Raw genomic sequence first — 20,782 nt, forward strand, 5'->3', positions numbered from 1 at the left:
CGGGGAACATCGGGCCAACACTTCCCGTTGGAGAGTAGGCACCTTCAGGTGCGTGACTTACTGATGGAGAGTAAAGACGTGGAGCCGAACCTGTACGACCGGAAATGCGGCAGCCGGCAGGTGCTCGACCGGATCGGCGACCGGTGGAGCGTCCTGGTGGTGCTGACCCTCGCCGGGGCGCCCAAGCGGTACAGCGAACTGGCCCGGCGGATCGACGGGGTGAGCCAGAAGATGCTCACCCAGACCCTGCGCGGCCTGGAACGGGACGGCCTGATCACCCGGACGGTGCACGCCACCGTGCCGCCCCGGGTCGACTACGCCCTCACCGACCTCGGCCGCAGCCTGCTGACGCTGCTGGCCGGCCTGGAAGCCTGGGCCACCGAGCATCTCGCCGAGGTCGAGGCCGCCCGCGCCCGCTACGACACCCACTCCCCACGCTGACCCCGTTACCCGCGCCGAGCTTGTGACCCCTCGATCAGGGGAGTTGGGCGGCGGTGGTCAGGACCTGGTCGATCAGGCCGTAGGTCTGGGCCTCCTCGGCGGTGAACCAGCGGTCGCGGTCCCAGTCCTGCTGGATCTCGGCGAGGGTGCGCCCGCTGTGCCGGGCGATCAACTCCTGCATGGTGCGCTTCACGTGCAGCATGTTCTCCGCCTGGATGGTGATGTCGGAGGCGGTGCCGCCCATCCCGCCGGAGGGCTGGTGCATCAGGATCCGGGTGTGCGGCAGCGCGTACCGCTTGCCGGCCGTGCCCGCGGTGAGCAGGAACTGCCCCATCGAGCCGGCCAGACCGAGCGCCAGGGTCGCCACGTCGTTGCGGACGAAGTGCATGGTGTCGTAGACCGCCATCCCCGCGCTCACCGAGCCGCCCGGAGAGTTGATGTAGAGCTGGATGTCCCGCTCCGCGTCCTCGGCGGCGAGCAGCAGGATCTGGCCACAGATCCGGTTGGCCGCCTCGTCGGTCACCTCGCTGCCGAGGTAGACGATCCGTTCCCGCAGCAGCCGCTCGAAGACCTGGTCGCCGAAGGTCCGCTGCCCGTCGTCCAACATCGTGATCATTGTGTCCGCCCTCCGCGCGCCGGTGGGCGGCGTCAGGTCGCCCGGGAGCCGGCCCGTTCAGCGTGCGCCGGGCGGGCGGGCGTCCTCCAGCGGTTCTGCGCCCGGCAGATCCGCCCACGGCAGAACCGGCGCGGGGCATGCCCCGACCGGCCGCCATGGGACCGGGCGAGCGTATGGGCACGGCGGGCGGCCCGCACCCGTGCCCTGGCCCGCCGCGAAGGGTCGCGGCGCGGTGACGAGCCTTGGGCGGGGCCGTCGACGGGAGCGCTCGGGTCGGCGAACACGACGACCCGGAGCCCGCCGGTCAGGCTGCCGCCCAGCCCGGTGGTGAGGGGTCCGCCGGTCAGCCTGTGTCCGCTGGTCAGCCCCGGCCCGCCGGTGGGAGCGGGGCCGCCGAGCCACCCGTTCGCCGTCGACGTGGTGACGGCGCCGAATCCGAGGCGGGCGACGGGATGGCTGGATCCGTCCGTACCGCGGCCGACGGGGGCGATCCGCACGGCCGGGACGTAGCTGCCCTGGGGTGTGGCCGGCGCCCGCCGCTCGACTCGCCGCAGCTCGTCGCGGACCTCTTCAAGCAGGTCGGAGAGGTAGAGACCGAGCGCACGGCAGATCGCCGCGAGCACCTCCGAGGAAGCCTCCTTGCGTCCGCGTTCGACCTCGGAGAGGTAGGGCACCGAGACGCCGGCGGCGCGGGCCACCTCGCGCAGCGTGCGGCCCTGGCGTTGGCGTTCCCGGCGCAGTACCGCGCCGATCACCCGTCGCAGCAACGACATGCGGGGCCTCACTCTCGCCGGTCCTGCGGGACCTCCCCATCATGCCCGTCGAGTGTCCCGAGCGCAGTGCCCGACCGGTGGCCACTGGCGTCTCTGCGCCCATCCGCAGCGGCGGCACCGCCACCGGCGCTCTTTCGCCACCACCTCGGGGTGCGGTTCCCTGCTCAGCAGCTATGTTGTGGGCGTGCACGCGACGGCGGCGGGGAAGGCCCCGCGGTGATCCATTTTCCGGCGCAGCGGCGGGGACCCCTCAGCGCGCTGAGCCTGCGGCTGGCCGCCGCGATCGGGCTGGTGTTCGCCACCGTGGCCGTGGTCTACATCGACCGGCACGGCTACCGCGATATCAACGGCGACGGTCTCAGCCTGCTCGACTGCTTCTACTACACGGTCGTCACCCTCTCCACCACCGGCTACGGCGACATCGCCCCGGTCAGCGAGAGCGCCCGGCTGGTCAACGTCCTGTTGATCACTCCGGCCCGGGTGCTGTTCCTGATCATCCTGGTCGGCACCACACTGGAGGTCCTGACCGAGCAGTACCGGACCGGCCGTCGCCTGCACCGGTGGGAGAGAAAATTGAAGGACCACGTGATCATCTGCGGCTACGGCACCAAGGGTCGCAGCGCGGTTTCCGCCCTGCTGGAGAACGGGCTCGACAAGTCCCGGATCGTGGTGGTGGAGCGCAGCGGGCCGGCGTTGCGCCAGGCCACCTCGAACGGGCTGGTCGCCATCGAGGGTTCGGCGACCCGCTCCTCGGTGCTCGACCAGGCGCATGTGCGTACCGCCAAAGCGGTGATCATCGCGACCGACAGCGACGACGCGTCGGTGCTGGTGGCGCTGACCGTACGGCAGTTGACCGCCGGGCAGGTCCGGATCATCGCCGCGGCCCGGGAGGCGGAGAACGCCCCGCTGCTCAAGCAGAGCGGGGCGCACCACGTGATCGTCTCCTCGGCGACCGCCGGCCGGCTGCTGGGCCTGTCGACCTCTGCCCCGCCGCTGATCGACGTGGTGGAGGATCTGCTCACCCCGGGCCAGGGCATGGCGCTGGCCATGCGCTCCGCGGAGCGTCACGAGGTCGGCAGGTCGCCCCGGGAGTTGGAGACGCTGGTCATCGCGCTGGTCCGGCGGGGCAAGGTGGTCACCCTGGCGGACCGGGCGGGCGCGGTCGTCGAGACCGGCGACATGCTGGTGCACGTCCGTGACGACCGCCCCGCGGCCAACACCCTGCCGTGATGGTCAGCAGAGGGCGTCGCGGTCTTCGCTGACCGCCTCGGTGCAGGTGGCCGGCGCTCCGCTGCTCGCCCGCCGGAGCAGCTCGTAGAGGGTGTCGCGCTCGGCGGGATCCAGCGCGCCGAGCACCTCGTCCTCGACGCCGGCCAGCGCGCATTCGGCCTCGTTGAGGCGTTTTCCGCCGGTTTCGGTCAGGCTCACCACGTGCCGCCGGCGGTCCTCGGGTGAGCGTCGGCGCTCCACCAGGCCGGCGGCTTCGAGATCGTTGAGCAACCCCACGACGTTCGTGCCGTCGATTTGCAGGCTGCTGGCGAGCCCCTGCTGGCTGATGCCTTCCGCTTCCCGGAGCACGGTGAGGGCGACGAGGTGCCGGGGCCGCAGCCCGAGCGGCGCCAGCACCGACTCCGACCGGAGCCGCATCCGCCGGGCCAGGTAGTCGAGCAGCGCCCCGGAGCGGCGCTCCGTCTGGTCGACCGGCCCGGCAGGCATGTGACCCAGTTTACCCGCGCGGCGAAATGTTGGCCTGCTATAAATGGTTGGCGCTACACAAACGATCTGTGGAGGGTTATCCAATGCCGCACCTGTTGCACATCGACACGAGCATCCGCGGGGAACAGTCGGTCAGCCGGCGGCTCACCGCCCGTGCCGCAGCCGCGTGGCGTGCCGCCCACCCGGAGGGCACGATCACCTACCGCAACTTCGGCAAGCAGCCACTGCCGCACCTCGACGAGGTGGGGGGCCTGGCGCGGATGACGCCGGCCGAGCAGCACAGCCCGGAGCAGCGCCGATCCTGGGAGCTGACCGAGCAACTGGTGGCCGAGGTGAAGCAGGCTGACACGGTGCTGCTGGGGCTGCCGCTCTACAACTACGGCGCACCGAGCAGCGTGAAGACCTGGGTGGACCTGCTCATCGCGCCCGGCCTGTCGTACGACCCGGCGACCGGTGCCGGGCTGCTGGGCGACCGCGAGTTCATCGTGCTGGCGTCCCGTGGCGGTGGCTACGGCTCGGGCACCCCGCGCGAGGGCTGGGACCACGCCGAGCCCTGGCTGCCGCACGGCCTCTCGATGACCGGTCTGACGCCGCGCTTCATCGCCGCCGAGCTGACGCTCGCCCCGACCGTGCCCGCCATGGCCGAGCTGGTGCCGCTGCACCAGGAGAGCCTCGCCGCCGCCGAGCGGGCCATCGACGAGCTCTGGGTGCCGGCGACGGTCTGACCGCCACCACCCGTCGGGCTACCACGCAGCGGGCGGGCCGTCCCGAGAAAGGGACGGCCCGCCCGCTGCGTCTGTCGGCGCAGTCGCCGGTCAGCCGATGGTCCAGGTGTCACCGCTGGCCAGCAGGCCGGCGAGCTGCTGCTCCGGGGTCTCGGTGACCTTTGCCTTCGCCTCGGCCAGCTGCTCCTGCACCACGCTGTCGTACGAGGGCCGACGCACCGAACGGAACACACCGATCGGGGTGTTGCGCAGGTCGAACCCGGGCAGCCGGGAGAGCGCGAACGCGTACGCGGGGTCGGCGACCGTGGCGTCGTGCACGACGATCTCCTCGGCCGGGGTGGAGGCGGTCTCGCGTACCTCCAGGCCGAAGCCACGCGGCGGGTGCACGACGCAGAACTGGCCGTCGGCGCCGAACGTGATCGGCTGGCCGTGCTCCAGCCGGATCAGGTGGTCGTCCCGGGTGCCCGGCTCCTTGAGCTGCTCGAACGCCCCGTCGTTGAAGATGTTGCAGTTCTGGTAGATCTCCACGAAGGCGGAACCCTCGTGCTCGGCCGCGGCGCGCAGCACCGACTGGAGATGCTTGCGGTCGGAGTCGATGGTCCGGCCGACGAAGGTGGCCTCCGCGCCGAGCGCCAGCGAGATCGGGTTGAACGGCGCGTCCGCCGAGCCGACCGGCGTCGACTTCGTGATCTTGCCGACCTCGGAGGTGGGGGAGTACTGGCCCTTGGTCAGGCCGTAGATCCGGTTGTTGAAGAGCAGGATCTTGAGGTTGACGTTGCGGCGCAGCGCGTGGATCAGGTGGTTGCCGCCGATGGAGAGCGCGTCGCCGTCGCCGGTGACCACCCACACCGACAGGTCGGGGCGGGAGACCGACAGGCCGGTGGCGATCGCCGGGGCGCGGCCGTGGATCGAGTGCATCCCGTAGGTGTTCATGTAGTACGGGAAGCGCGAGGAGCAGCCGATGCCCGAGACGAAGACGATGTTCTCCCGGGGGATGTTCAGCTCCGGCATGAACTGCTGGACGGCGGCCAGGATCGCGTAGTCACCGCAGCCGGGGCACCAGCGCACCTCCTGGTCGGACTTGAAGTCCTTGGTGGTGAGCTTGAGAGCGATCGGCTCAGACATTCTTCAGCACCTCTTCCAGCATCGTCTCCAGCTCGGCGGCGGTGAACGGCAGGCCGCGGACCTGGTTGTAGCCGATCGCGTCGACCAGGTGGCGGGCCCGGATCACGTGGGCGAGCTGGCCGAGGTTCATCTCGGGGATGACCACCCGGTCGTAGGAGCGGAGCACCGCGCCCAGGTTGGCCGGCATCGGCGCGAGGTGCCGCAGGTGTGCCTGCGCGACCGGCATCCCACGCTGGCGTAGCGCGCGGCAGGCCGCACCGATCGGCCCGTACGTCGAGCCCCAACCGAGCACCAGCACCCGGGCGTCGCCGTCCGGGTCCTCCACCTCGACGTCCGGCACCGGGATCGCCTCGATCCGGGCCGCCCGGGTACGCACCATGAAGTCGTGGTTTGCCGGGTCGTACGAGATGTCGCCGGTCTTGTCGGCCTTCTCCAGCCCGCCGATGCGGTGCTCAAGCCCGGCGGTGCCCGGGATGGCCCAGGGCCGGGCCAGGGTCTGCGGGTCGCGCAGGTACGGCAGGAAGGTGGTGCCGTCCTCGCCGTTCGGTGCGGTGGCGAACTCGACCCGCAGGTCCGGCAGGGACTCCACGTCGGGCAGCAGCCACGGCTCGGAGCCGTTGGCGACGTAGTTGTCCGACAGCAGGATCACCGGCGTGCGGTAGGTCAGCGCGATCCGCGCCGCCTCCAGGGCGGCGTGGAAGCAGTCGGACGGCGACTTCGGCGCGATCACCGCCACCGGCGCCTCGCCGTGCCGGCCGAAGAGGGCCATGTTCAGGTCGGCCTGCTCGGTCTTGGTCGGCAGGCCGGTGGAGGGCCCGGCCCGTTGCACGTCGACGATGACCAGCGGCAGCTCCAGCGCCACCGCGAGGGAGATCGTCTCGCCCTTGAGCGCCACGCCCGGCCCACTGGTGGTGGTCACCCCGAGCGCGCCGCCGTACGACGCGCCCAGCGCCGCGCCGATCGCGGCGATCTCGTCCTCGGCCTGCATGGTGGTGACACCGAACCGCTTGTGCTTGCTCAGCTCGTGCAGGATGTCCGAGGCCGGGGTGATCGGGTACGCGCCGAGGAAGACCGGCAGCCCGGAGCGGACCCCGGCGGCGACGATGCCGAGCGACAGCGCGGCGTTGCCGGTGATGTTGCGGTAGGTGCCGGTCGGCATCTTCGCCGGCTTGACCTCGTAGCGGACGGCGAAGTCCTCGGTGGTCTCGCCGAAGTTCCAGCCGGCCTTGAAGGCGGCCACGTTCGCCGCGACCAGCTCGGGCCGCTTGGCGAACTTGCGCTCCAGGAACCGCAGCGTCGAGGTGTACGGCCGGGAGTACATCCAGCTGAGCAGGCCGAGGGCGAACATGTTCTTGGCCCGCTCGGCATCCTTCTTGGACACGTCGAGCCCGGCCAGCGCGCCGATCGTCATCGAGGTCAGCGCCACCGGGTGCACCGCGTACCCGGCGAGGGTGTCGTCGTCGAGCGGGCTGCTCGCGTAGCCGACCTTGGCCAGGTTGCGCTTGGTGAACTCGTCGGTGTTGACGATGATGTCGGCACCGCGGGGCAGGTCGGTGAGGTTGGCCTTGAGCGCCGCCGGGTTCATCGCCACCAGCACGTTCGGCGCGTCGCCGGGGGTGAGGATGTCGTAGTCGGCGAAGTGCACCTGGAAGCTCGACACGCCCGGCAGGGTGCCGGCGGGAGCCCGGATCTCGGCCGGAAAGTTGGGCAACGTGGAGATGTCGTTGCCCAACTGCGCGGTCTCCGAGGTGAACCGGTCACCGGTCAGCTGCATGCCGTCGCCGGAGTCGCCGGCGAACCGGATGACCACCCGGTCCAGTTGACGGATCTGCTTGCTCACGGCCGCACCTCACTTCGCTGCGCGCTGCGGCGCGGCCGGCTGAACTGGATGGTGACCCCGCCTTGCCCGGCCACGAGACCTCCTCGACGCGCCGCTGTACCGGCCGTGGTGTGAACGCCGGTCCGCTTGTCATTCCTCACCCGAGAGCCTACGTCGAAACAGGCTCGCGCCTTCCCCGGAGGTCCGTCGACTGGGAATGGAATGTGGGGGTTTATGCAGCCTCTTGCGATGTTTCGTCCGGCACGCCGTAATCCAGATCACCGCTCACCTTCTGACCGAGGTCGGGAGCCCGACAGAGCGCGGCGGACCGGCGGGGACGGTAGGCTGACCGACCGTGACCGGTTACCTGGGCTCGTACGCGACGCTCGGGCTGCTGCTGCTCGCCAGCGTCCTCTTCCTCGTGGTCGCCTTCTCGGCCAACCGGCTGCTGCGTCCCGCCCGTCCGGCCGCCCCGCCCGGCAAGCTCGCCAACTACGAGTGCGGCCTCGACCCGGTCGGCGGCGACTGGGCGCAGATGCAGATCCGCTACTACGTCTACGCCTATCTCTACGTGCTCTTCGCGGTCGAGGCGGTGTTTCTCTTCCCGTGGGCGGTGGTCTTCGACCGGCCCGGCTTCGGGCTGGTCACCGTGATCGAGATGGCGATCTTCGTGGCCGTCCTCGCCCTCGGGCTGCTCTACGCCTGGCGCCGCAACATCCTCCGCTGGACCTGACCCGTCGACCGGAGGAGGGTCAGGCGAGACCGCGGCGGGTGAGGGCGGGCGGTCGGTGCCCCTGGATCGAGGCGACCATGTCCAGGACCCGACGGGTCTGGCGTACCTGATGCGCCCGGAAGACCCGGGCCCCCAGCCACGCGGAGACCGCCGTCGCGGCCAGCGTCCCCTCCAGCCGTTCGGCGACCGGCAGGTCCAGCGTCTCGCCGATGAAGTCCTTGTTCGACAGCGCGACCAGCAGCGGCCAGCCGGTGGCCGCCAACTCCCCGAGTCGACGGGTGATCTCCAGCGAGTGACGGGTGTTCTTGCCGAAGTCGTGCGCCGGGTCGATGAGGATCCCGTCGGCGCGTACGCCCAACGACACCGCGCGCTCGGCGAGCCCGGTCACCGTCGTCACGACGTCGGCCACCACGTCGTCGAAGGCGGCCCGGTGCGGCCGGGTCCGCGGGCTGAGCCCACCGGCGTGCGAGCAGACCAGCCCGGCCCCGGTCTGCGCGGCGACCCGGGCCAGCGCCGGATCCGCCCCCGACCAGGTGTCGTTGAGCAGGTCCGCGCCGGCCGCCACCGCCTCCACCGCGACCTCGGCACGCCAGGTGTCGATCGAGATGACCAACTCCGGGAAGGCGGCCCGGACCGCGGCGATGGTGCCGACCGTGCGGCGGATCTCCTCGGCGACGTCGACCTCCGCGCCCGGCCCGGCCTTCACCCCGCCGATGTCGACGATCCCCGCGCCCTCGTCCACCGCGCGCTCCACCGCTCGCAGGGCACTGTCGGCGGCAAAAGTCGCGCCCCGGTCGAAGAACGAGTCCGGGGTGCGGTTGACGATCGCCATCACCACCGGCTCGTCGGGGCCGAACGTCCGTGCACCGAGCCGCAGCACCCCGGCCACGCCACCTCCCTCAGAGACCGTCGGCCGCCGGGAGCACGCCGCCGGCCACCGGTGACGCTATCCGGTCGCAGGTCGCGGGCCACCGTCCGGTACGCCGCGCCGGGTGGGGTCGCCCCGCTCCCGTCGACGTGCCACGATCAGTACATGGGTCAGCTTCTGCTCCTGCTGGTCGTGGCGGTGACCGTCGCGGCGGTGGTGTTCGGCGTGACGGTGCTGGTCACGGGCCGGGATCCCGGTCTGGGGCCGGTCGAGGCGGACGGCCGGGCGGTGCCCCTGCCCGGTGACCGGCCGCTGCGCGAGTCGGACGTGGGCGAGGTGCGCTTCGACACCGCGGCGCGCGGGTACCGGATGGCCCAGGTCGACCAGGCGCTGCGCCGGGCGGCGTACGACATCGGCTACAAGACGGAGCTGATCGGCGTGCTGGAGGCCGAGGTGGCCGCGTTGCGGGAGGGGCGGACGGCCGACGCCGAGGCCCTGCGGAAGGCCCGCGAGCAGTCCTCCGGCCCGGCACCCGCCGTGGACGCCTCCGGCCCGGCCCCCGAATCGGAGGCCGGCCGGGCCGAGGAGGGCACGCCCGCCGAGGACGCCGGCACCGCTGCGGCCGAGGAGGTCAGCGTCGCGCAGGCCGAGAGCGCCGGGCCCGAGACCACCGACGAGGTGCGCGGTGCCGGGGAGCCGGTCGCCGCCGGGGCACCGGAGGGGGAGCCGCGCAGTTCCGTGGTCCGCTCGGAGTCGGCGTGAGCGACCCGGACGCCCCGGACGACCTTCGCGAGGTCGCCCAGCGGGGTGCCGGTGAGGTCACCGCCACGGTGATCGTCAACGCGCCCGCGGAGAAGGTCTTCGCGGCACTGCTCGCCTGGGAACGGCAGTCCGAGTGGATCCCGTTCACCACCGTGCGGGTGGTCGAGGGCGACGGCGGCGAGGGCAGCCTGATCGAGTCGGTCACCACGCTCGGTCCGGCCGTGCTGCGGGACCGGATGCGGGTGGTCCGGGTGGACGCGCCGTACGAGATCGGTGTGGTGCACTGCGGCACGCTGCTGCGCGGCCCGGGCGTGCTGCGCTGCACCCAGCTGGAGAGCGGACGCACCCAGGTGGTCTGGCACGAGTGGTTCCACCTGCCGGGCGGGCCGGCCGGTCGGGTGGCCTGGCCGGTGCTCTGGCCCGGCTCGAAGCTCAGCCTCACCCAGGCGCTGCGGCGCTTCGCCCGCCAGGTCGAACAGGGCCGTCTGCCCTGACACCGTGTCGGAGGGCTCGCCTAACCTGGACGGCGTGACTGAGCTGGTGATCGGCGCCGACGGGCGGGCCCGCTGCGGCTGGGGGGCGAGCACCCCCGACTACGCGGTCTATCACGACACCGAGTGGGGCCGCCCGCTGCACGGCGACGACGCGCTCTACGAGCGGATGACGCTGGAGGCGTTCCAGTCCGGGCTGTCCTGGCTGACCATCCTGCGCAAGCGGCCGGCGTTCCGGCTGGCCTTCGACGACTTCCAGATCGCCACCGTGGCCGGTTACGGCGAGGCCGAGGTGGGCCGGCTGCTCGCCGACGCGGGCATCGTCCGCAACCGCGCGAAGATCGAGGCGGCGATCGCCAACGCCCGCGCCGCGCTGGAGCTGCCGGAAGGGCTGTCCGCGCTGCTCTGGTCCTTCGCGCCGGCACCCGGGCGCGGCCGGCCGGCCAGCCATGCGGCGGTGCCGGCGCTGACCGACGCCTCCACGGCGATGGCCAGGGCGCTCAAGAGGCGTGGCTTCCGGTTCGTCGGCCCGACCACGGCATATGCCCTGATGCAGGCCACCGGGATGGTCGACGATCACGTAGTGGGCTGCCACGTCGTGACGCCCGGAACGGGCGTGATGGGATGAGGACATGACGACCGACACCGCACATCGGGTGCCCGGAGCGAGCCACCCGGACGGCACTGGCACCTGGGCGGTGCTCCTGCCCGCCGGCCGGTACGACGCCGAGCGGCTCGTGCATCACGACACGCTGGAGTTGACCGGGCTGGACGACGCCGCCCTGCCCCGCCCCGGTGACCAGGTCGCGGTGCTGGCCGACGAGCCGCCCCGGCTGGTCGCGGTGGGCCGGGTGGCCGCGCCGACGGGCCGGCGCCCGGAGGATCCGGACGATCCACAGTCCGACCGGGGCCCCGACGCGCTCGTGGTGGCGTACACCCGGCGGGCCTTCGACGAGCCGGTGCCGGCCGACGTGCTGACCCTCGACGGGCCGGTGACCGCGCTGGATCCGGGGGCGTTCCGCGCGCTGGTCGACCGGCTCGGCCCGCCCCCGCAGCGCCAGCCCTGGCTGGTCAGCCTGGATCTGCCGATCGAGGCCGACTCTCCGGCGGAGGCGGTCCGGCTGTTCTGGGCGTACGTGCAGGAGTTGGGCCCGCAGGAGCTGCCCGCCTTCGTCTCGCCCTCCGGCGACGAGCTGGCCATGCAGGCGTTCGTGCTCGGCGTCGAGGCGAACCAGGATCCGGAGGAGGACGACGACTGACCGCGGCCGTCACCGGCCGGCTCAGCGGCCCTCGAAGACCGGCTTCTGCTTGTTGACGAACGCCATCGTGGCCGCCCGGTGGTCGGTGGTGCCGCCGCAGGTCGCCTGCGCCGCTGCCTCGGCGGCCAGCGCGTCGGCCAGGGTGCCGGCGGCGGCGAGCTGGCGCTTGATCGCCCCGTACGCCACGGTCGGGCCGGCGGCGAGCCGGGCGGCGAGTTCCTGGGCGGTCGGCAGCACGCTGTCGTCGTCGTCCGTCATCCGGTTGAGCAGGCCCAGCCGGCACGCCTCTTCGGCGCGGACCGGCTCAGCGAGCATCAGCAGCTCGACGGCCTTGGCGTGGCCGACCAGCCGGGGCAGCGTCCAGGATGCGCCGGTGTCGGCGGCGAGCCCGACCTTGGCGAACGCCATCAGGAAGCTGGTCGACGGCCCGCCGATGCGGATGTCGGCCAGGAAGGCGAGCGAGGCGCCGGCGCCGGCGGCCATCCCGCGGACCGCGGCCACCACCGGCTTGGGCAGGCTGGCCAGCCGGCTGGCGATCGGGTTGTAGTGCTCCTGGACGGTGTCCAGCGGATTCCCGGCGCCCGCCTGGAGGGCGTTGACGTGCTCGCGCAGGTCCTGACCGGCGCTGAACGACCCGCCGGCTCCGGCGAGCACCACCGCCCGGCAGGACCGGTCGGCCGCCAGCTCGGCGAGGGTGTCCCGGAGCGCCTCCTTGAGCGCCACGTCGAGCGCGTTCATCGCCGCCGGGCGGTTCAGCGTGAGGGTGGCGACGGCATCGGTGCGGTCGACGAGCAGCGGCTCGGTCACGTCTGGCGACCCTTCTGTTGGGCTGTCCGGTTACCACCGTCGAGGCACTGCTCGACGTACCGGTCGGCGGCCGGCCGGAGCCGGGCCGCGTGCCGGTCGAAGAAGCCGGCCGCGGCGATACCGGGCCAACGTTCGGGGAGCAGCGCCGGGGGCAGCTGCGGATCCCGGAAGAGGAACGTACGCCACGCGTGCACCAGCCGGAACCGGGCAGCGTACGCGTCCTCGTCGCCGCTGCGCACGGTGATCCCGGAGAGCAGCGGTCGCTGGTCGGCGACGAACTGCTCGTACGCCCGGCCGATCTCGGCCAGGTCCCAGGCCCGGCGGACCAGGCCCATCGCGCCCGGGGTGCCGGCGGCGTGCGCGGCGCTGAACCGCTCGAAGCGTACGCCTGCCTCGCTGAGCAGCAGGTCGACGTCCTCGGCCGGGCGGGTGGCCACCCAGGTCTGCTCGTCGAGCGTGCCGTAGCCGAGGAAGCGCAGGTTGGCGGCGAGCCGCTGGCGATCCCGGCGCGCGCTCGGCGCGTCCAGCACCAGCAGGTCGAACCGCCCGTCCCAGCTGACCCGACCGGTCCGGTAGATCCGGGAGGCGGCCTCGTCCAACCGGCGGGCCGCCTTCGGTGTGATCGAATATCCCGGTCCGGAGGAGAGTTTGACGGGTTCCAGCCAGCCCTGGCGGACCATCCGGGAGACCGCCGTCCGGACGGCCGGCGCGGCGACCCCGAGCGGTGACAACAGCCTGACCAGGGCAGCAACCGGTGCCCGACCACCCCGGGGTCGGAGGTGGTCGCCGTACAGGTCGAAGAGCGCCGACCGTGCCTGCATGACCGCACATTGTGACAGGCCATCTCGGGATAAGCTAGATGCTGTTACATCAATGCTGCTTCGGTTTGGGTCCGGCGGTGTTCATCAGGGAAAATCGTTGGTCGACACTCCCGCGCAACTTGCGGGTGGGTCATGGCGAAGTGGCTGTGGGGCAACCCACCGACCCTGGTGTAGGTCTGAGGGGAGACAACATGGCGGCGATGAAGCCGCGGACGGGCGACGGTCCGCTGGAAGTCACCAAGGAGGGCCGGGGCATCGTCATGCGGGTCCCGCTGGAGGGCGGTGGCCGGCTCGTCGTCGAGATGACTCCCGACGAGGCAACGGCGCTCGGTGACGCGCTGAAGGCGGCCGCCGGCTGAGCAAGGCCGGTTCGTCGGCGCTCGCCGCCGCGGACGGTTCGTCGGGGCGGGTCTGCGCAGGCGCGCCCCTGCCCTGAGCCACCGGCTCCGCCGGTGGCTCAGGGCCTTCATACCATTTTCCGGGGCATCCGCCCCGGGCGCACAGCTCGCGGGGCGGTCCGCCTCGCGATCTTCCCCAGGAGGTACGGCCCCGCGTGCTCGCCATCCGTCTGACCGCCGAGCCGGACCGGCTCGACACCGTCGCCCTGCCCGTCCGACCGGGCGCCGCCGACGGCGCGCCGGCCGAACCGGTTCCGACCGCGGTGGCGTTGCCCGCCGGGGTCGCCGACGAGGCCGCCGCGCTGGCCCCGATCGCGCGGTTCGAGGGCCGGGCGGGCGAGGTCCATGCGCAGCTGCGACCGGGGCGTACCCCGGCCCGGTTACTGCTGCTCTGCGTCGGCGAGGGCGGCGAGGCGGCCTGGCGGAAGGCCGGTGCGGCGCTGGTCCGGGCAGCCCGCGATGAGACGCATGTCACACTCGCCTTGCCGGTCGGCGTGCCGTCGGCGGCGGTACGCGGCCTCGTCGAGGGACTGCTGCTGGGCTCCTACCGGTACCGGCTCGGCGCCGACGCCGACGCGCCCACGCTGACCGGCGTCGACCTGGCGGTCTCCGACCCCGAGACGTACGAGCCGGCGGTGGATCTGGCGCGGACCACCGCCCGGATGACCCGCCTGGCCCGTGACCTCACCAACACCCCCTCCTCGGTCAAGAACCCGCAGTGGTTCGCCGAGCAGATCGCCGAGGCCGCCGCGGAGCTGCCCGGACTCCGGCTCCGGGTCCGCGAGCCGGAGCAGTTGGCCGCCGAGGGATTCGGCGGGATCCTCGCCGTCGGCGGTGGCTCGGCCAGCGGCCCGCGTCTGGTCGAGCTGGACTGGCACCCGGCCGACGCCGGCACCCACGTGGTGCTGGTCGGCAAGGGCATCACCTTCGACACCGGCGGCATCTCGATCAAGCCGGTGCCGGCGATGAAGCTGATGCGCAAGGACATGGCCGGGGCGGCGGCCGTCGTCGCGGCGACCCTCGGCGCGGCGGCGCTGCGGCTGCCGGTCCGGATCACCACGCTCGCCCCGCTGGCCGAGAACATGGTCAGCGGCGGCGCGTTCCGGCCGGGCGACATCATCCGGCACTACGGCGGGCTGACCAGCGAGACGACGAACTCCGACGCCGAGGGGCGGCTGGTGCTCGCCGACGCGCTGGCCTACGCCGTGCAGGAACTCAAGCCCGACCTGCTGCTCGACCTGGCCACCCTGACCGGGGCGAACGCGGTCGCGCTCGGCACCCGTACCGGCGCCCTCTACAGCGACGACGACCAGCTCGCCACGGACCTGCTGGCCGCCATCCGGGAGGCCGGCGAGGCCGCCTGGCGGATGCCGCTGCCCGCCGACTACGTCGAGCACCTCGGCAGCGACCTGGCCGACCTGCACAGCGCCCCGACCCAGGGCGCCGGTTCCGTGCTGGCCGCGCTCTACCTGCGGGAGTTCACCGGCGAGCTGCGCGAACGGTGGCTGCATATCGACATGTCCGCGCCCTCCTGGTGCGAGCGCGACGACGCGGAGCTGACCCGGGGGGCGACCGGTTGGGGCGTACGCGGGCTGCTGCGCTGGCTGGCCACGCTCTCCTGATCGGGCCGCTGCCGGATCAGCATCTGATCGCGGCGAGCAGCCCGTGCCCGACCGGCAGCAGCGCCGGGATCCAGTGCTCCGACTCGCGGATGGCCTTGACCGTCTCGCGTACCGTCACCGTCTCCGCGTCGCGCGCCGCCGGGTCGCCGATCCGGCCCCCGGCGAATGCGCCGTTGAGCACCAGCACCCCTCCGGGGCGCAGCAGCCGCAGCGCGGCGTCCACGCAGGCGGTGAAGCCGGTCGCCTCGGCGTCGACGAAGACCAGGTCGTACGCGCCGTCCGCGAGCCGGGGCAGGACGTCCAACGCCCGGCCGGTGATGATCCGCGTGCGGCCCGCGACGAAGCCGGCCTCGGCGAAGATGCGTCGGGCCATCCGCTGGTGCTCCACCTCGACGTCGATGGTGGTGAGCACCCCGTCGGCGCGCATGCCGCGCAGCAGCCAGACGCCGCTGACCCCGGTGCCGGTGCCGATCTCGACCACGGCGCGGGCGTTGCCGGCGGCGGCGAGCAGGCGCAACGCGGCGCCGGCTCCCGGGGTGACCGCGTCGAGACCGACCTCACGGGCGAGGCTGCGCGCGGTCCGCAGCACGAGGTCCTCCGTGACGTACGACTCGGCGAAGTGCAGTGCCGGGTTCGTCGAACTTCCGGAACCGGCGACCGTGGCGATGGGACACCTCCGGGCGGCGAGCATGAAGCGCAGGGCGGGTGGGCACTGTGACTCTAGAGGCGGCCCGCCACGAGCGCAGCCGGGCGTCCACCCGCAGTCACAACCGCTGACCCCGCGCGGCGCATCCGTGCAATCCTGGAAGCGGTATCCGGTCGACCGCACCGGGGCGGCGCTCGATCGCGGATCGTGGATGCCAGGGGATGGACTGGGAGGCACCGAGTGACCGACGGCTGGGACTGGCGCCAGCCCGGCGCGAGCGGCGTACCGGCGGGGCCGCCGGGGCCCGGACAGTCGCCGGCGGGCTCGCCGGCGACACCGGGGCAGGGCGGCCCCGCGCCCGCTTCGCCGTGGTGGTCCGACGCGCTCGCCGATCCGTGGCGTGATCCGAACGCTCCGGCGGCGGTGGTGATACCGGCGGGGCCGATCCCGGGCACCGAACCGGAACCGGTCACCGATCCGGACGCGCCCGGCCGGCCGAAACTGCACCAGATGATGCTCATCCCGCTGGTCGCCGCGTTGCTCGCCGGCACCCTCGGCGGCGCACTCGGGTACGCCTTCGCGGTCCGTGGCGGCGCGGCCGGGACGGCGCTCGGCGCTGCGCCCGGGGCCGTCCCCACGCTCGCCCAGCGCCCGCCGGATTCGCTGGCCGGGGTCGCCGGGCGCGTCCTGCCCAGCGTGGTCACCGTCCGGGTGGCGGGGCTGGGCGGCACCAGCGAAGGCTCCGGCTTCATCGTCAGCGCCGAGGGGCACGTGATCACGAACGACCACGTGGTCGCCGGCGGCACCGGAAAGGCGTCGGTGATCTTCAACGACGGCAGTTCGGCCCCGGCGACGCTGGTGGGCCAGGACCCGGAGTCCGACATCGCTGTGATCAAGGTCTCCCGCACCGGGCTGCGGCCGATCGAGTTCGGCGACTCCGACGCGCTCGCGGTGGGCGATCCGGTGCTGGCCATCGGCTCGCCGCTGTCCCTGGCGAACACGGTCACCGCGGGCATCGTCAGCGCCCTGGACCGGACGATGCAGGCCGGCGAGCCGGGCGGGCCGACGCGCTACTACGCGGCGATCCAGACCGACGCCGCGGTCAACCACGGCAATTCGGGTGGGCCGCTGGTCGACGCGGCGGGCCGGGTGATCGGGGTCAACTCCACGATCAAGTCACTGGTCGCCGACGGCCAGGAGGCCGGCAACATCGGCCTTGCTTTCGCCATCCCGATCAACCAGGCCAAACGGATAACCCAGGACATCATCGGCACCGGGAAGGCCCGCCGGACGGTGATCGGCGCCCAGGTCGGCGGGCCCGGCTCGGGCACCGGTGGCTCCGGGGTACGCCTCGGGGCGGTCGAGCCGACCGGCCCGGCGGCTGGCGCGGGGCTCCGGGCCGGTGACGTGATCCTGAAGCTCAACGGCCGCCCGATGACCGAGCCGACCGACCTGATCGCCCTGGTCCGCAAGTACGCCCCCGGCTCGGTGGTGACCGTCGAGTACCGCCGGGGCAGCACCCAGCAGAACGCCTCGGTGACCCTCGCCGCGGACGCGAAGTGAATTCCCACCCCTTCTGGCCCGCCCCTGACGTGCGTACTCTTGCTGCGGTAGCTGCGAGGAGGCCGAGGTGTTCGAGAACCTGAACGTGTGGGAGGTCGGCGCGCTGCTGCTGCTGGCGCTGCTGATCTTCGGCGACCGGCTGCCTGCGGTGATCGGCGACGGGCTCCGCATGGTGCGCAACCTGCGCACCATGGCCCGAAACGCCACCACCGACCTGAGCAAGGAGCTGGGCACCGACATCCAGCTGGAGGATCTGCACCCCAAGGCGTTCATCCGCAAGCACCTGCTCAGCGAGGAGGACGAGCAGGCGATCCGGAAGCCGTTGCAGGGGGTCTACGACGACCTGCGCGCGGACGTCACCAACGTGCACAAGGACCTCAAGGAGGTGGCGACGGCGGTGGACCCCCGTACGCCCGGATCCTCCTCGGCCGGCGGCTCGATCGCCCCGGCCCCGCGCGCCGGCAACTACGACGAGGTCACCTGAGCGGCTGTCGGGAAACCGAGCCCCGGGGTTTTGGCGGCCTCCGACGCCGGTCAGCGGCCGGCCGGCTTGAGGCCCAACGGCTTGCCGAGCAGCGACTCGCGGCGCAGCGCGAGCCGGTCGGCGACCTGGCCCAGGGCCTTCGCCGCCGGGGAGTCCGGTGCGGCGAGCACGATCGGGTTCCCCTCGTCGCCCGCCTCCCGGACCCGGGTGTCGAGCGGCACCTGACCCAGCAGCGGCACCTGGGCGCCGATGGTCCGGGTCAGCGATTCGGCGACGGTCTGGCCACCGCCGGCCCCGAAGATCTCCATCCGGGAGCCGTCCGGCAGCTCCAGCCAGGACATGTTCTCGATCACGCCGACCACCCGCTGGTGGGTCTGCAGGGCGATCGCGCCGGCCCGTTCGGCCACCTCGGCGGCGGCGGCCTGCGGCGTGGTGACCACCAGGATCTCGGCATTGGGCAGCAGCTGGGCCAGGGAGATGGCCACGTCACCGGTGCCCGGGGGCAGGTCGAGCAGGAGCACGTCGAGGTCGCCCCAGTAGACGTCGGCGAGGAACTGCTGCAACGCGCGGTGCAGCATCGGGCCCCGCCACACCACGGCGGCGTTGCCGGCGGTGAACATGCCGATCGAGATGACCTTCACGCCGTGCGACTGCGGCGGCATGATCATGTCTTCCACCCGGGTGGGCCGGCCGTCCGCGCCGAGCATCCGGGGCACGGAGTGTCCGTAGATGTCGGCGTCCACCACGCCGACCGAGAGGCCCCGGGCGGCCAGCGCCGCGGCCAGGTTCACCGTCACGCTGGACTTGCCCACGCCGCCCTTCCCGCTGGCCACCGCGTACACCCGGGTGCGGGAGCCGGGCTGGGCGAACGGGATGACCGGCTCCTCGCTCGCGCCGCCGCCACGCAGCTTCGCCTGGAGTCCCTGGCGCTGCTCGGGGCTCATCACGCCGAACTCGATCTCGACGCCGGTGATGCCGTGCACCGCGCCCACGGCGGCGGTGATGTCCGCCCGCAGCTTGTCCTTCAACGGGCAGCCGGCCACGGTGAGCAGCAGCTCGACCCGGACCACACCATCCTCGCCGACCTCGGCGGAGCGGACCATGCCGAGTTCGGTGATCGGCCGGCGGATCTCCGGGTCGTTGACGGTGGCCAGGGCGGCCTGGACTGCGTCGTTGACGGTGCTGACGGGAGCTGACATGCCCGTAATGCTACGTCGGGCGGTCGCTGTCAACCTCGTCGCGGGGCTCGTGCAGCCCGTCACCGTCACCCGACCGGGCAGCCGATTCCTCTCGCTGCCGGCGCTCCAGCCGCTGCCGCCGCTGCGCCACCTCGTCCAGCTCCTCGGCCAGCCGGGACAGCTCGGAGCGGACGAAGTCCCGGGTCGCCACCTCGCCCAGCGCGATCCGCAGCGCGGCGATCTCCCGGGCCAGGTACTCCGTGTCGGCCTTCTGCATGGTCGCCCGCCGTCGGTCCTCGTCGAGCGCCACCCGGTCACGGTCCGCCTGGCGGTTCTGCGCGAGCAGGATCAGCGGTGCCGCGTACGACGCCTGGATGGAGAGGATCAGGGTGAGGAAGGTGAAGGTGTACGGGTCGAAGCGCAGCTCCGCCGGCACGAGCGTGTTCCAGGCGAACCAGGCGCTGATGACCAGGGTCATGTAGACGATGAAGTTCGCCGTGCCCATGCCGCGGGCGATCCCCTCGGCCCACCGCCCGAAGGTCTCCTGGTCGACCCGGGGCAGCTTCAGCCCCCGGGGCTCCCGTGGCTGGTCCAGCCGCTCGCCCCGTCGCTGATCAGTCATGCGTTCTCTCCGTCGGCGCGTCGGGGGCCGGCGGGCTGGTCGCCGGGTCCGGGGCGGTGCTCACCGAGTCGCGGTCCCGCCAGTCCCGGGGCAGCGAGTGGTCCAGCACGTCGTCGACGGTGACCGCGCCCACCAGCCGGTTGTTCCGGTCGATCACCGGCATGGCCACCAGGTCGTAGGTGGCCATCCGGCGGGTGATCTCCGGTAGCGGGGTGGTCGGGTGCAGCGGGTCGATGTCGTTGACCACCACCCCACCGAGCAGGTCGGCCGGCGGCTCGCGGAGCAGCCGCTGGAAGTGCACCATGCCCAGGTAGCGGCCGGTGGGCGTGGCCATCGGCGCGCGGGCCACGAAGACCTGCGCGGCCACCGCCGGGGAGAGCTGCGGCTCGCGGATCCGGGCCAGCGCCTCCGCCACGGTGGCGTCCGGCGGCAGGATGACCGGTTCGGAGGTCATCACGCTGCCGGCGGTGCCCGGCGTGTACTTCAGCAACTGCCGGACCGGGTCGGCCTCGTCCGGCTCCATCAGGTCGAGCAGCACGTCCTGTTCCGGCGGGGGTAGCTCGCCGAGCAGGTCGGCGGCGTCGTCCGGGTCCATCTCCTCCAGGATGTCGGCGGCCCGTTCGCGGCCCAGCGCGGTGAGGATCTCGACCTGATCGTGTTCGGGCAGCTCGCTGAGCACGTCGGCGAGGCGCTCGTCGTCCAGGGCCGCGGCGACCTCGTTGCGCCGGGCGTCGGGGAGGTCCTGCAGGGCATTGGCCAGGTCGGCCGGGCGCATGTCCTCCAGTACGGCCAGCAGGTGGGCGGTGCCCCGGGTGTCGGCGACGCCGCTGAGCCCGCGTACCTTGTCCCACTCGACCTGGTGCAGGTTGCCCCGGCGGGCCAGCCGGCCGGTCTGTTCGCGTACCGCCAACCGGCGCAGCGACCACTCGCCGTTGCGGCTGCACTCCATCGCCACGTCCACCACCGACGCCGCCCGGCCGTCCGGCTCGACCTGCACCCGGCGGTCCAGCAGCTCCTGGAGCACCAGCAGCTCGTTGGGGCGCTTCTCGAACCGGCGCAGGTTCAGCGTGCCGCTGCCCAGCACGATCGCGTCGGCGTCGATCGAGGTGATCCGGTTGATGGAGAGGAAGATCCGCCGACGCATCGGCATCTCGGCGACCAGGCCCACCACCTCGGGCGGCCGTTGGCTCGGTCGTACTCGGGCCACCGCGTCGCGTACCCGGCCGACCTGGTCGCCGTTGGGGTCGAATACGGCGACTCCGGCAAGTCGGGCGATGTACACCCGGGTCGGCGTGCTCACGGGCACCAGCCTA

At 72.7% G+C, this 20,782-nt stretch carries 23 protein-coding genes and 1 pseudogene; 12 read left to right on the forward strand and 12 right to left on the reverse strand.

All coding sequences use genetic code 11. From position 1 onward, the window contains the following. Nucleotides 1-63 precede the first annotated feature (63 nt). On the forward strand, nucleotides 64-441 hold the full coding sequence (locus ACQPYA_RS03270) for a winged helix-turn-helix transcriptional regulator (protein ID WP_433531147.1): 378 nt from the start codon (nucleotides 64-66) through the stop codon (nucleotides 439-441). Between the two features lie 34 nt (nucleotides 442-475). Here ACQPYA_RS03270 and ACQPYA_RS03275 read toward each other — a convergent pair whose 3' ends face one another. Further along, a complete protein-coding gene (locus tag ACQPYA_RS03275; RefSeq protein WP_433531148.1) occupies nucleotides 476-1,057 on the reverse strand; it encodes a ClpP family protease in 582 nt (193 codons plus the stop codon). Between the two features lie 179 nt (nucleotides 1,058-1,236). Next, nucleotides 1,237-1,830 (reverse strand): annotated as a pseudogene (locus ACQPYA_RS03280) (helix-turn-helix domain-containing protein); the annotation flags it as partial. A 216-nt stretch (nucleotides 1,831-2,046) separates the two neighbouring features. On the opposite strand from ACQPYA_RS03280, the gene ACQPYA_RS03285 reads away from it, so the two are divergent. Beyond that, nucleotides 2,047-3,060: a potassium channel family protein gene (locus tag ACQPYA_RS03285; protein WP_433531149.1), complete on the forward strand. Its 1,014-nt coding sequence runs from the start codon at nucleotides 2,047-2,049 to the stop codon at nucleotides 3,058-3,060. A gap of 3 nt (nucleotides 3,061-3,063) precedes the next feature. Here ACQPYA_RS03285 and ACQPYA_RS03290 read toward each other — a convergent pair whose 3' ends face one another. Next, a complete protein-coding gene (locus ACQPYA_RS03290) occupies nucleotides 3,064-3,546 on the reverse strand; it encodes a MarR family winged helix-turn-helix transcriptional regulator (protein WP_433531150.1) in 483 nt (160 codons plus the stop codon). A gap of 83 nt (nucleotides 3,547-3,629) precedes the next feature. On the opposite strand from ACQPYA_RS03290, the gene ACQPYA_RS03295 reads away from it, so the two are divergent. Then, the gene (locus tag ACQPYA_RS03295) at nucleotides 3,630-4,271 is read left to right on the forward strand and encodes an FMN-dependent NADH-azoreductase (protein ID WP_433531151.1); all 642 of its coding nucleotides are present in this window, start codon (nucleotides 3,630-3,632) and stop codon (nucleotides 4,269-4,271) included. 90 nt (nucleotides 4,272-4,361) lie between these two features. Here the strand turns inward: ACQPYA_RS03295 and ACQPYA_RS03300 are convergent, their stop codons facing one another. Then, nucleotides 4,362-5,396 carry a 2-oxoacid:ferredoxin oxidoreductase subunit beta gene (locus ACQPYA_RS03300; RefSeq protein WP_433531152.1) on the reverse strand — a complete coding sequence of 345 codons (1,035 nt, stop codon included), beginning with the start codon at nucleotides 5,394-5,396 and terminating at the stop codon, nucleotides 4,362-4,364. Then, the gene (locus ACQPYA_RS03305; protein ID WP_433531153.1) at nucleotides 5,389-7,236 is read right to left on the reverse strand and encodes a 2-oxoacid:acceptor oxidoreductase subunit alpha; all 1,848 of its coding nucleotides are present in this window, start codon (nucleotides 7,234-7,236) and stop codon (nucleotides 5,389-5,391) included. The genes ACQPYA_RS03300 and ACQPYA_RS03305 overlap by 8 nt, the downstream gene beginning before the upstream one ends. A 334-nt stretch (nucleotides 7,237-7,570) precedes the next feature. Here ACQPYA_RS03305 and ACQPYA_RS03310 point away from each other — a divergent pair, with 334 nt between their 5' ends. After that, complete coding sequence (locus tag ACQPYA_RS03310) at nucleotides 7,571-7,948, forward strand: NADH-quinone oxidoreductase subunit A (RefSeq protein ID WP_433531154.1); 378 nt, start codon at nucleotides 7,571-7,573, stop codon at nucleotides 7,946-7,948. A gap of 19 nt (nucleotides 7,949-7,967) precedes the next feature. Here ACQPYA_RS03310 and folP read toward each other — a convergent pair whose 3' ends face one another. After that, nucleotides 7,968-8,837 carry a dihydropteroate synthase gene (gene folP / locus ACQPYA_RS03315; RefSeq protein ID WP_433531155.1) on the reverse strand — a complete coding sequence of 290 codons (870 nt, stop codon included), beginning with the start codon at nucleotides 8,835-8,837 and terminating at the stop codon, nucleotides 7,968-7,970. A 144-nt stretch (nucleotides 8,838-8,981) separates the two neighbouring features. On the opposite strand from folP, the gene ACQPYA_RS03320 reads away from it, so the two are divergent. From ACQPYA_RS03320 to ACQPYA_RS03335, 4 genes are read left to right on the forward strand one after another with little or no spacing between them, the layout of a single operon-like run. Continuing rightward, complete coding sequence (locus ACQPYA_RS03320) at nucleotides 8,982-9,578, forward strand: DivIVA domain-containing protein (protein ID WP_433531156.1); 597 nt, start codon at nucleotides 8,982-8,984, stop codon at nucleotides 9,576-9,578. After that, nucleotides 9,575-10,072, forward strand: a complete 498-nt coding sequence (locus ACQPYA_RS03325; RefSeq protein WP_433531157.1) for an SRPBCC family protein — start codon at nucleotides 9,575-9,577, stop codon at nucleotides 10,070-10,072. The genes ACQPYA_RS03320 and ACQPYA_RS03325 overlap by 4 nt, the downstream gene beginning before the upstream one ends. Before the next feature lie 34 nt (nucleotides 10,073-10,106). Next, entirely contained in the window at nucleotides 10,107-10,697 is a 591-nt protein-coding gene (locus tag ACQPYA_RS03330) for a DNA-3-methyladenine glycosylase I (RefSeq protein ID WP_433531158.1), read from the forward strand. Nucleotides 10,698-10,701: 4 nt separating this feature from the next. Beyond that, a complete protein-coding gene (locus ACQPYA_RS03335; protein ID WP_433531159.1) occupies nucleotides 10,702-11,328 on the forward strand; it encodes a hypothetical protein in 627 nt (208 codons plus the stop codon). 21 nt (nucleotides 11,329-11,349) lie between these two features. On the opposite strand, the gene ACQPYA_RS03340 is transcribed toward ACQPYA_RS03335, so the two are convergent. Both ACQPYA_RS03340 and ACQPYA_RS03345 read right to left on the reverse strand, forming a co-directional pair. After that, nucleotides 11,350-12,135 carry an enoyl-CoA hydratase-related protein gene (locus ACQPYA_RS03340; RefSeq protein ID WP_433531160.1) on the reverse strand — a complete coding sequence of 262 codons (786 nt, stop codon included), beginning with the start codon at nucleotides 12,133-12,135 and terminating at the stop codon, nucleotides 11,350-11,352. Continuing rightward, entirely contained in the window at nucleotides 12,132-12,956 is an 825-nt protein-coding gene (locus ACQPYA_RS03345) for a PaaX family transcriptional regulator (RefSeq protein WP_433531161.1), read from the reverse strand. Before ACQPYA_RS03345 ends, ACQPYA_RS03340 begins: the two co-directional genes overlap by 4 nt. Before the next feature lie 191 nt (nucleotides 12,957-13,147). Between ACQPYA_RS03345 and ACQPYA_RS03350 the strand changes: the two genes are divergently transcribed. Continuing rightward, nucleotides 13,148-13,315: a DUF3117 domain-containing protein gene (locus tag ACQPYA_RS03350; protein ID WP_013283866.1), complete on the forward strand. Its 168-nt coding sequence runs from the start codon at nucleotides 13,148-13,150 to the stop codon at nucleotides 13,313-13,315. A gap of 194 nt (nucleotides 13,316-13,509) precedes the next feature. After that, on the forward strand, nucleotides 13,510-14,976 hold the full coding sequence (locus tag ACQPYA_RS03355; protein WP_433531162.1) for a leucyl aminopeptidase family protein: 1,467 nt from the start codon (nucleotides 13,510-13,512) through the stop codon (nucleotides 14,974-14,976). A gap of 16 nt (nucleotides 14,977-14,992) precedes the next feature. On the opposite strand, the gene ACQPYA_RS03360 is transcribed toward ACQPYA_RS03355, so the two are convergent. Next, nucleotides 14,993-15,565, reverse strand: a complete 573-nt coding sequence (locus tag ACQPYA_RS03360; protein WP_433533371.1) for an O-methyltransferase — start codon at nucleotides 15,563-15,565, stop codon at nucleotides 14,993-14,995. Nucleotides 15,566-15,862: 297 nt separating this feature from the next. Between ACQPYA_RS03360 and ACQPYA_RS03365 the strand changes: the two genes are divergently transcribed. Both ACQPYA_RS03365 and ACQPYA_RS03370 read left to right on the forward strand, forming a co-directional pair. Then, nucleotides 15,863-17,185: a S1C family serine protease gene (locus tag ACQPYA_RS03365; protein WP_433531163.1), complete on the forward strand. Its 1,323-nt coding sequence runs from the start codon at nucleotides 15,863-15,865 to the stop codon at nucleotides 17,183-17,185. A gap of 67 nt (nucleotides 17,186-17,252) precedes the next feature. Further along, nucleotides 17,253-17,669, forward strand: a complete 417-nt coding sequence (locus ACQPYA_RS03370) for a preprotein translocase subunit TatB (RefSeq protein ID WP_433531164.1) — start codon at nucleotides 17,253-17,255, stop codon at nucleotides 17,667-17,669. A gap of 50 nt (nucleotides 17,670-17,719) precedes the next feature. On the opposite strand, the gene ACQPYA_RS03375 is transcribed toward ACQPYA_RS03370, so the two are convergent. Genes ACQPYA_RS03375 through ACQPYA_RS03385 form a run of 3 tightly spaced genes read right to left on the reverse strand, consistent with a single transcriptional unit; the run spans nucleotide 17,720 to nucleotide 20,769 of the window. Continuing rightward, a complete protein-coding gene (locus ACQPYA_RS03375; protein WP_433531165.1) occupies nucleotides 17,720-18,868 on the reverse strand; it encodes an Mrp/NBP35 family ATP-binding protein in 1,149 nt (382 codons plus the stop codon). Nucleotides 18,869-18,878: 10 nt separating this feature from the next. Beyond that, nucleotides 18,879-19,469 (reverse strand): DUF1003 domain-containing protein, encoded by a 591-nt coding sequence (locus ACQPYA_RS03380; RefSeq protein WP_433531166.1) that lies wholly within the window; start codon nucleotides 19,467-19,469, stop codon nucleotides 18,879-18,881. Next, entirely contained in the window at nucleotides 19,462-20,769 is a 1,308-nt protein-coding gene (locus tag ACQPYA_RS03385; RefSeq protein ID WP_433531167.1) for a magnesium transporter MgtE N-terminal domain-containing protein, read from the reverse strand. Before ACQPYA_RS03385 ends, ACQPYA_RS03380 begins: the two co-directional genes overlap by 8 nt. Between the last annotated feature and the right edge of the window lie 13 nt (nucleotides 20,770-20,782).

Source organism: Micromonospora sp. CA-263727 (assembly GCF_050942455.1).
GTDB lineage: Bacteria > Actinomycetota > Actinomycetes > Mycobacteriales > Micromonosporaceae > Micromonospora.

Excerpts from the sequence above, each read along its gene's own strand:
- ACQPYA_RS03300 (WP_433531152.1), bottom strand. The coding sequence starts at position 5,396 with ATGTCTGAGCCGATCGCTCTCAAGCTCACCACCAAGGACTTCAAGTCC.
- ACQPYA_RS03345 (WP_433531161.1), bottom strand. The coding sequence starts at position 12,956 with ATGCAGGCACGGTCGGCGCTCTTCGACCTGTACGGCGACCACCTCCGA.
- ACQPYA_RS03270 (WP_433531147.1), top strand. The coding sequence starts at position 64 with ATGGAGAGTAAAGACGTGGAGCCGAACCTGTACGACCGGAAATGCGGC.
- ACQPYA_RS03320 (WP_433531156.1), top strand. The coding sequence starts at position 8,982 with ATGGGTCAGCTTCTGCTCCTGCTGGTCGTGGCGGTGACCGTCGCGGCG.
- ACQPYA_RS03335 (WP_433531159.1), top strand. The coding sequence starts at position 10,702 with ATGACGACCGACACCGCACATCGGGTGCCCGGAGCGAGCCACCCGGAC.
- ACQPYA_RS03275 (WP_433531148.1), bottom strand. The coding sequence starts at position 1,057 with ATGATCACGATGTTGGACGACGGGCAGCGGACCTTCGGCGACCAGGTC.
- ACQPYA_RS03380 (WP_433531166.1), bottom strand. The coding sequence starts at position 19,469 with ATGACTGATCAGCGACGGGGCGAGCGGCTGGACCAGCCACGGGAGCCC.
- ACQPYA_RS03375 (WP_433531165.1), bottom strand. The coding sequence starts at position 18,868 with ATGTCAGCTCCCGTCAGCACCGTCAACGACGCAGTCCAGGCCGCCCTG.
- ACQPYA_RS03350 (WP_013283866.1), top strand. The coding sequence starts at position 13,148 with ATGGCGGCGATGAAGCCGCGGACGGGCGACGGTCCGCTGGAAGTCACC.
- ACQPYA_RS03290 (WP_433531150.1), bottom strand. The coding sequence starts at position 3,546 with ATGCCTGCCGGGCCGGTCGACCAGACGGAGCGCCGCTCCGGGGCGCTG.
- ACQPYA_RS03295 (WP_433531151.1), top strand. The coding sequence starts at position 3,630 with ATGCCGCACCTGTTGCACATCGACACGAGCATCCGCGGGGAACAGTCG.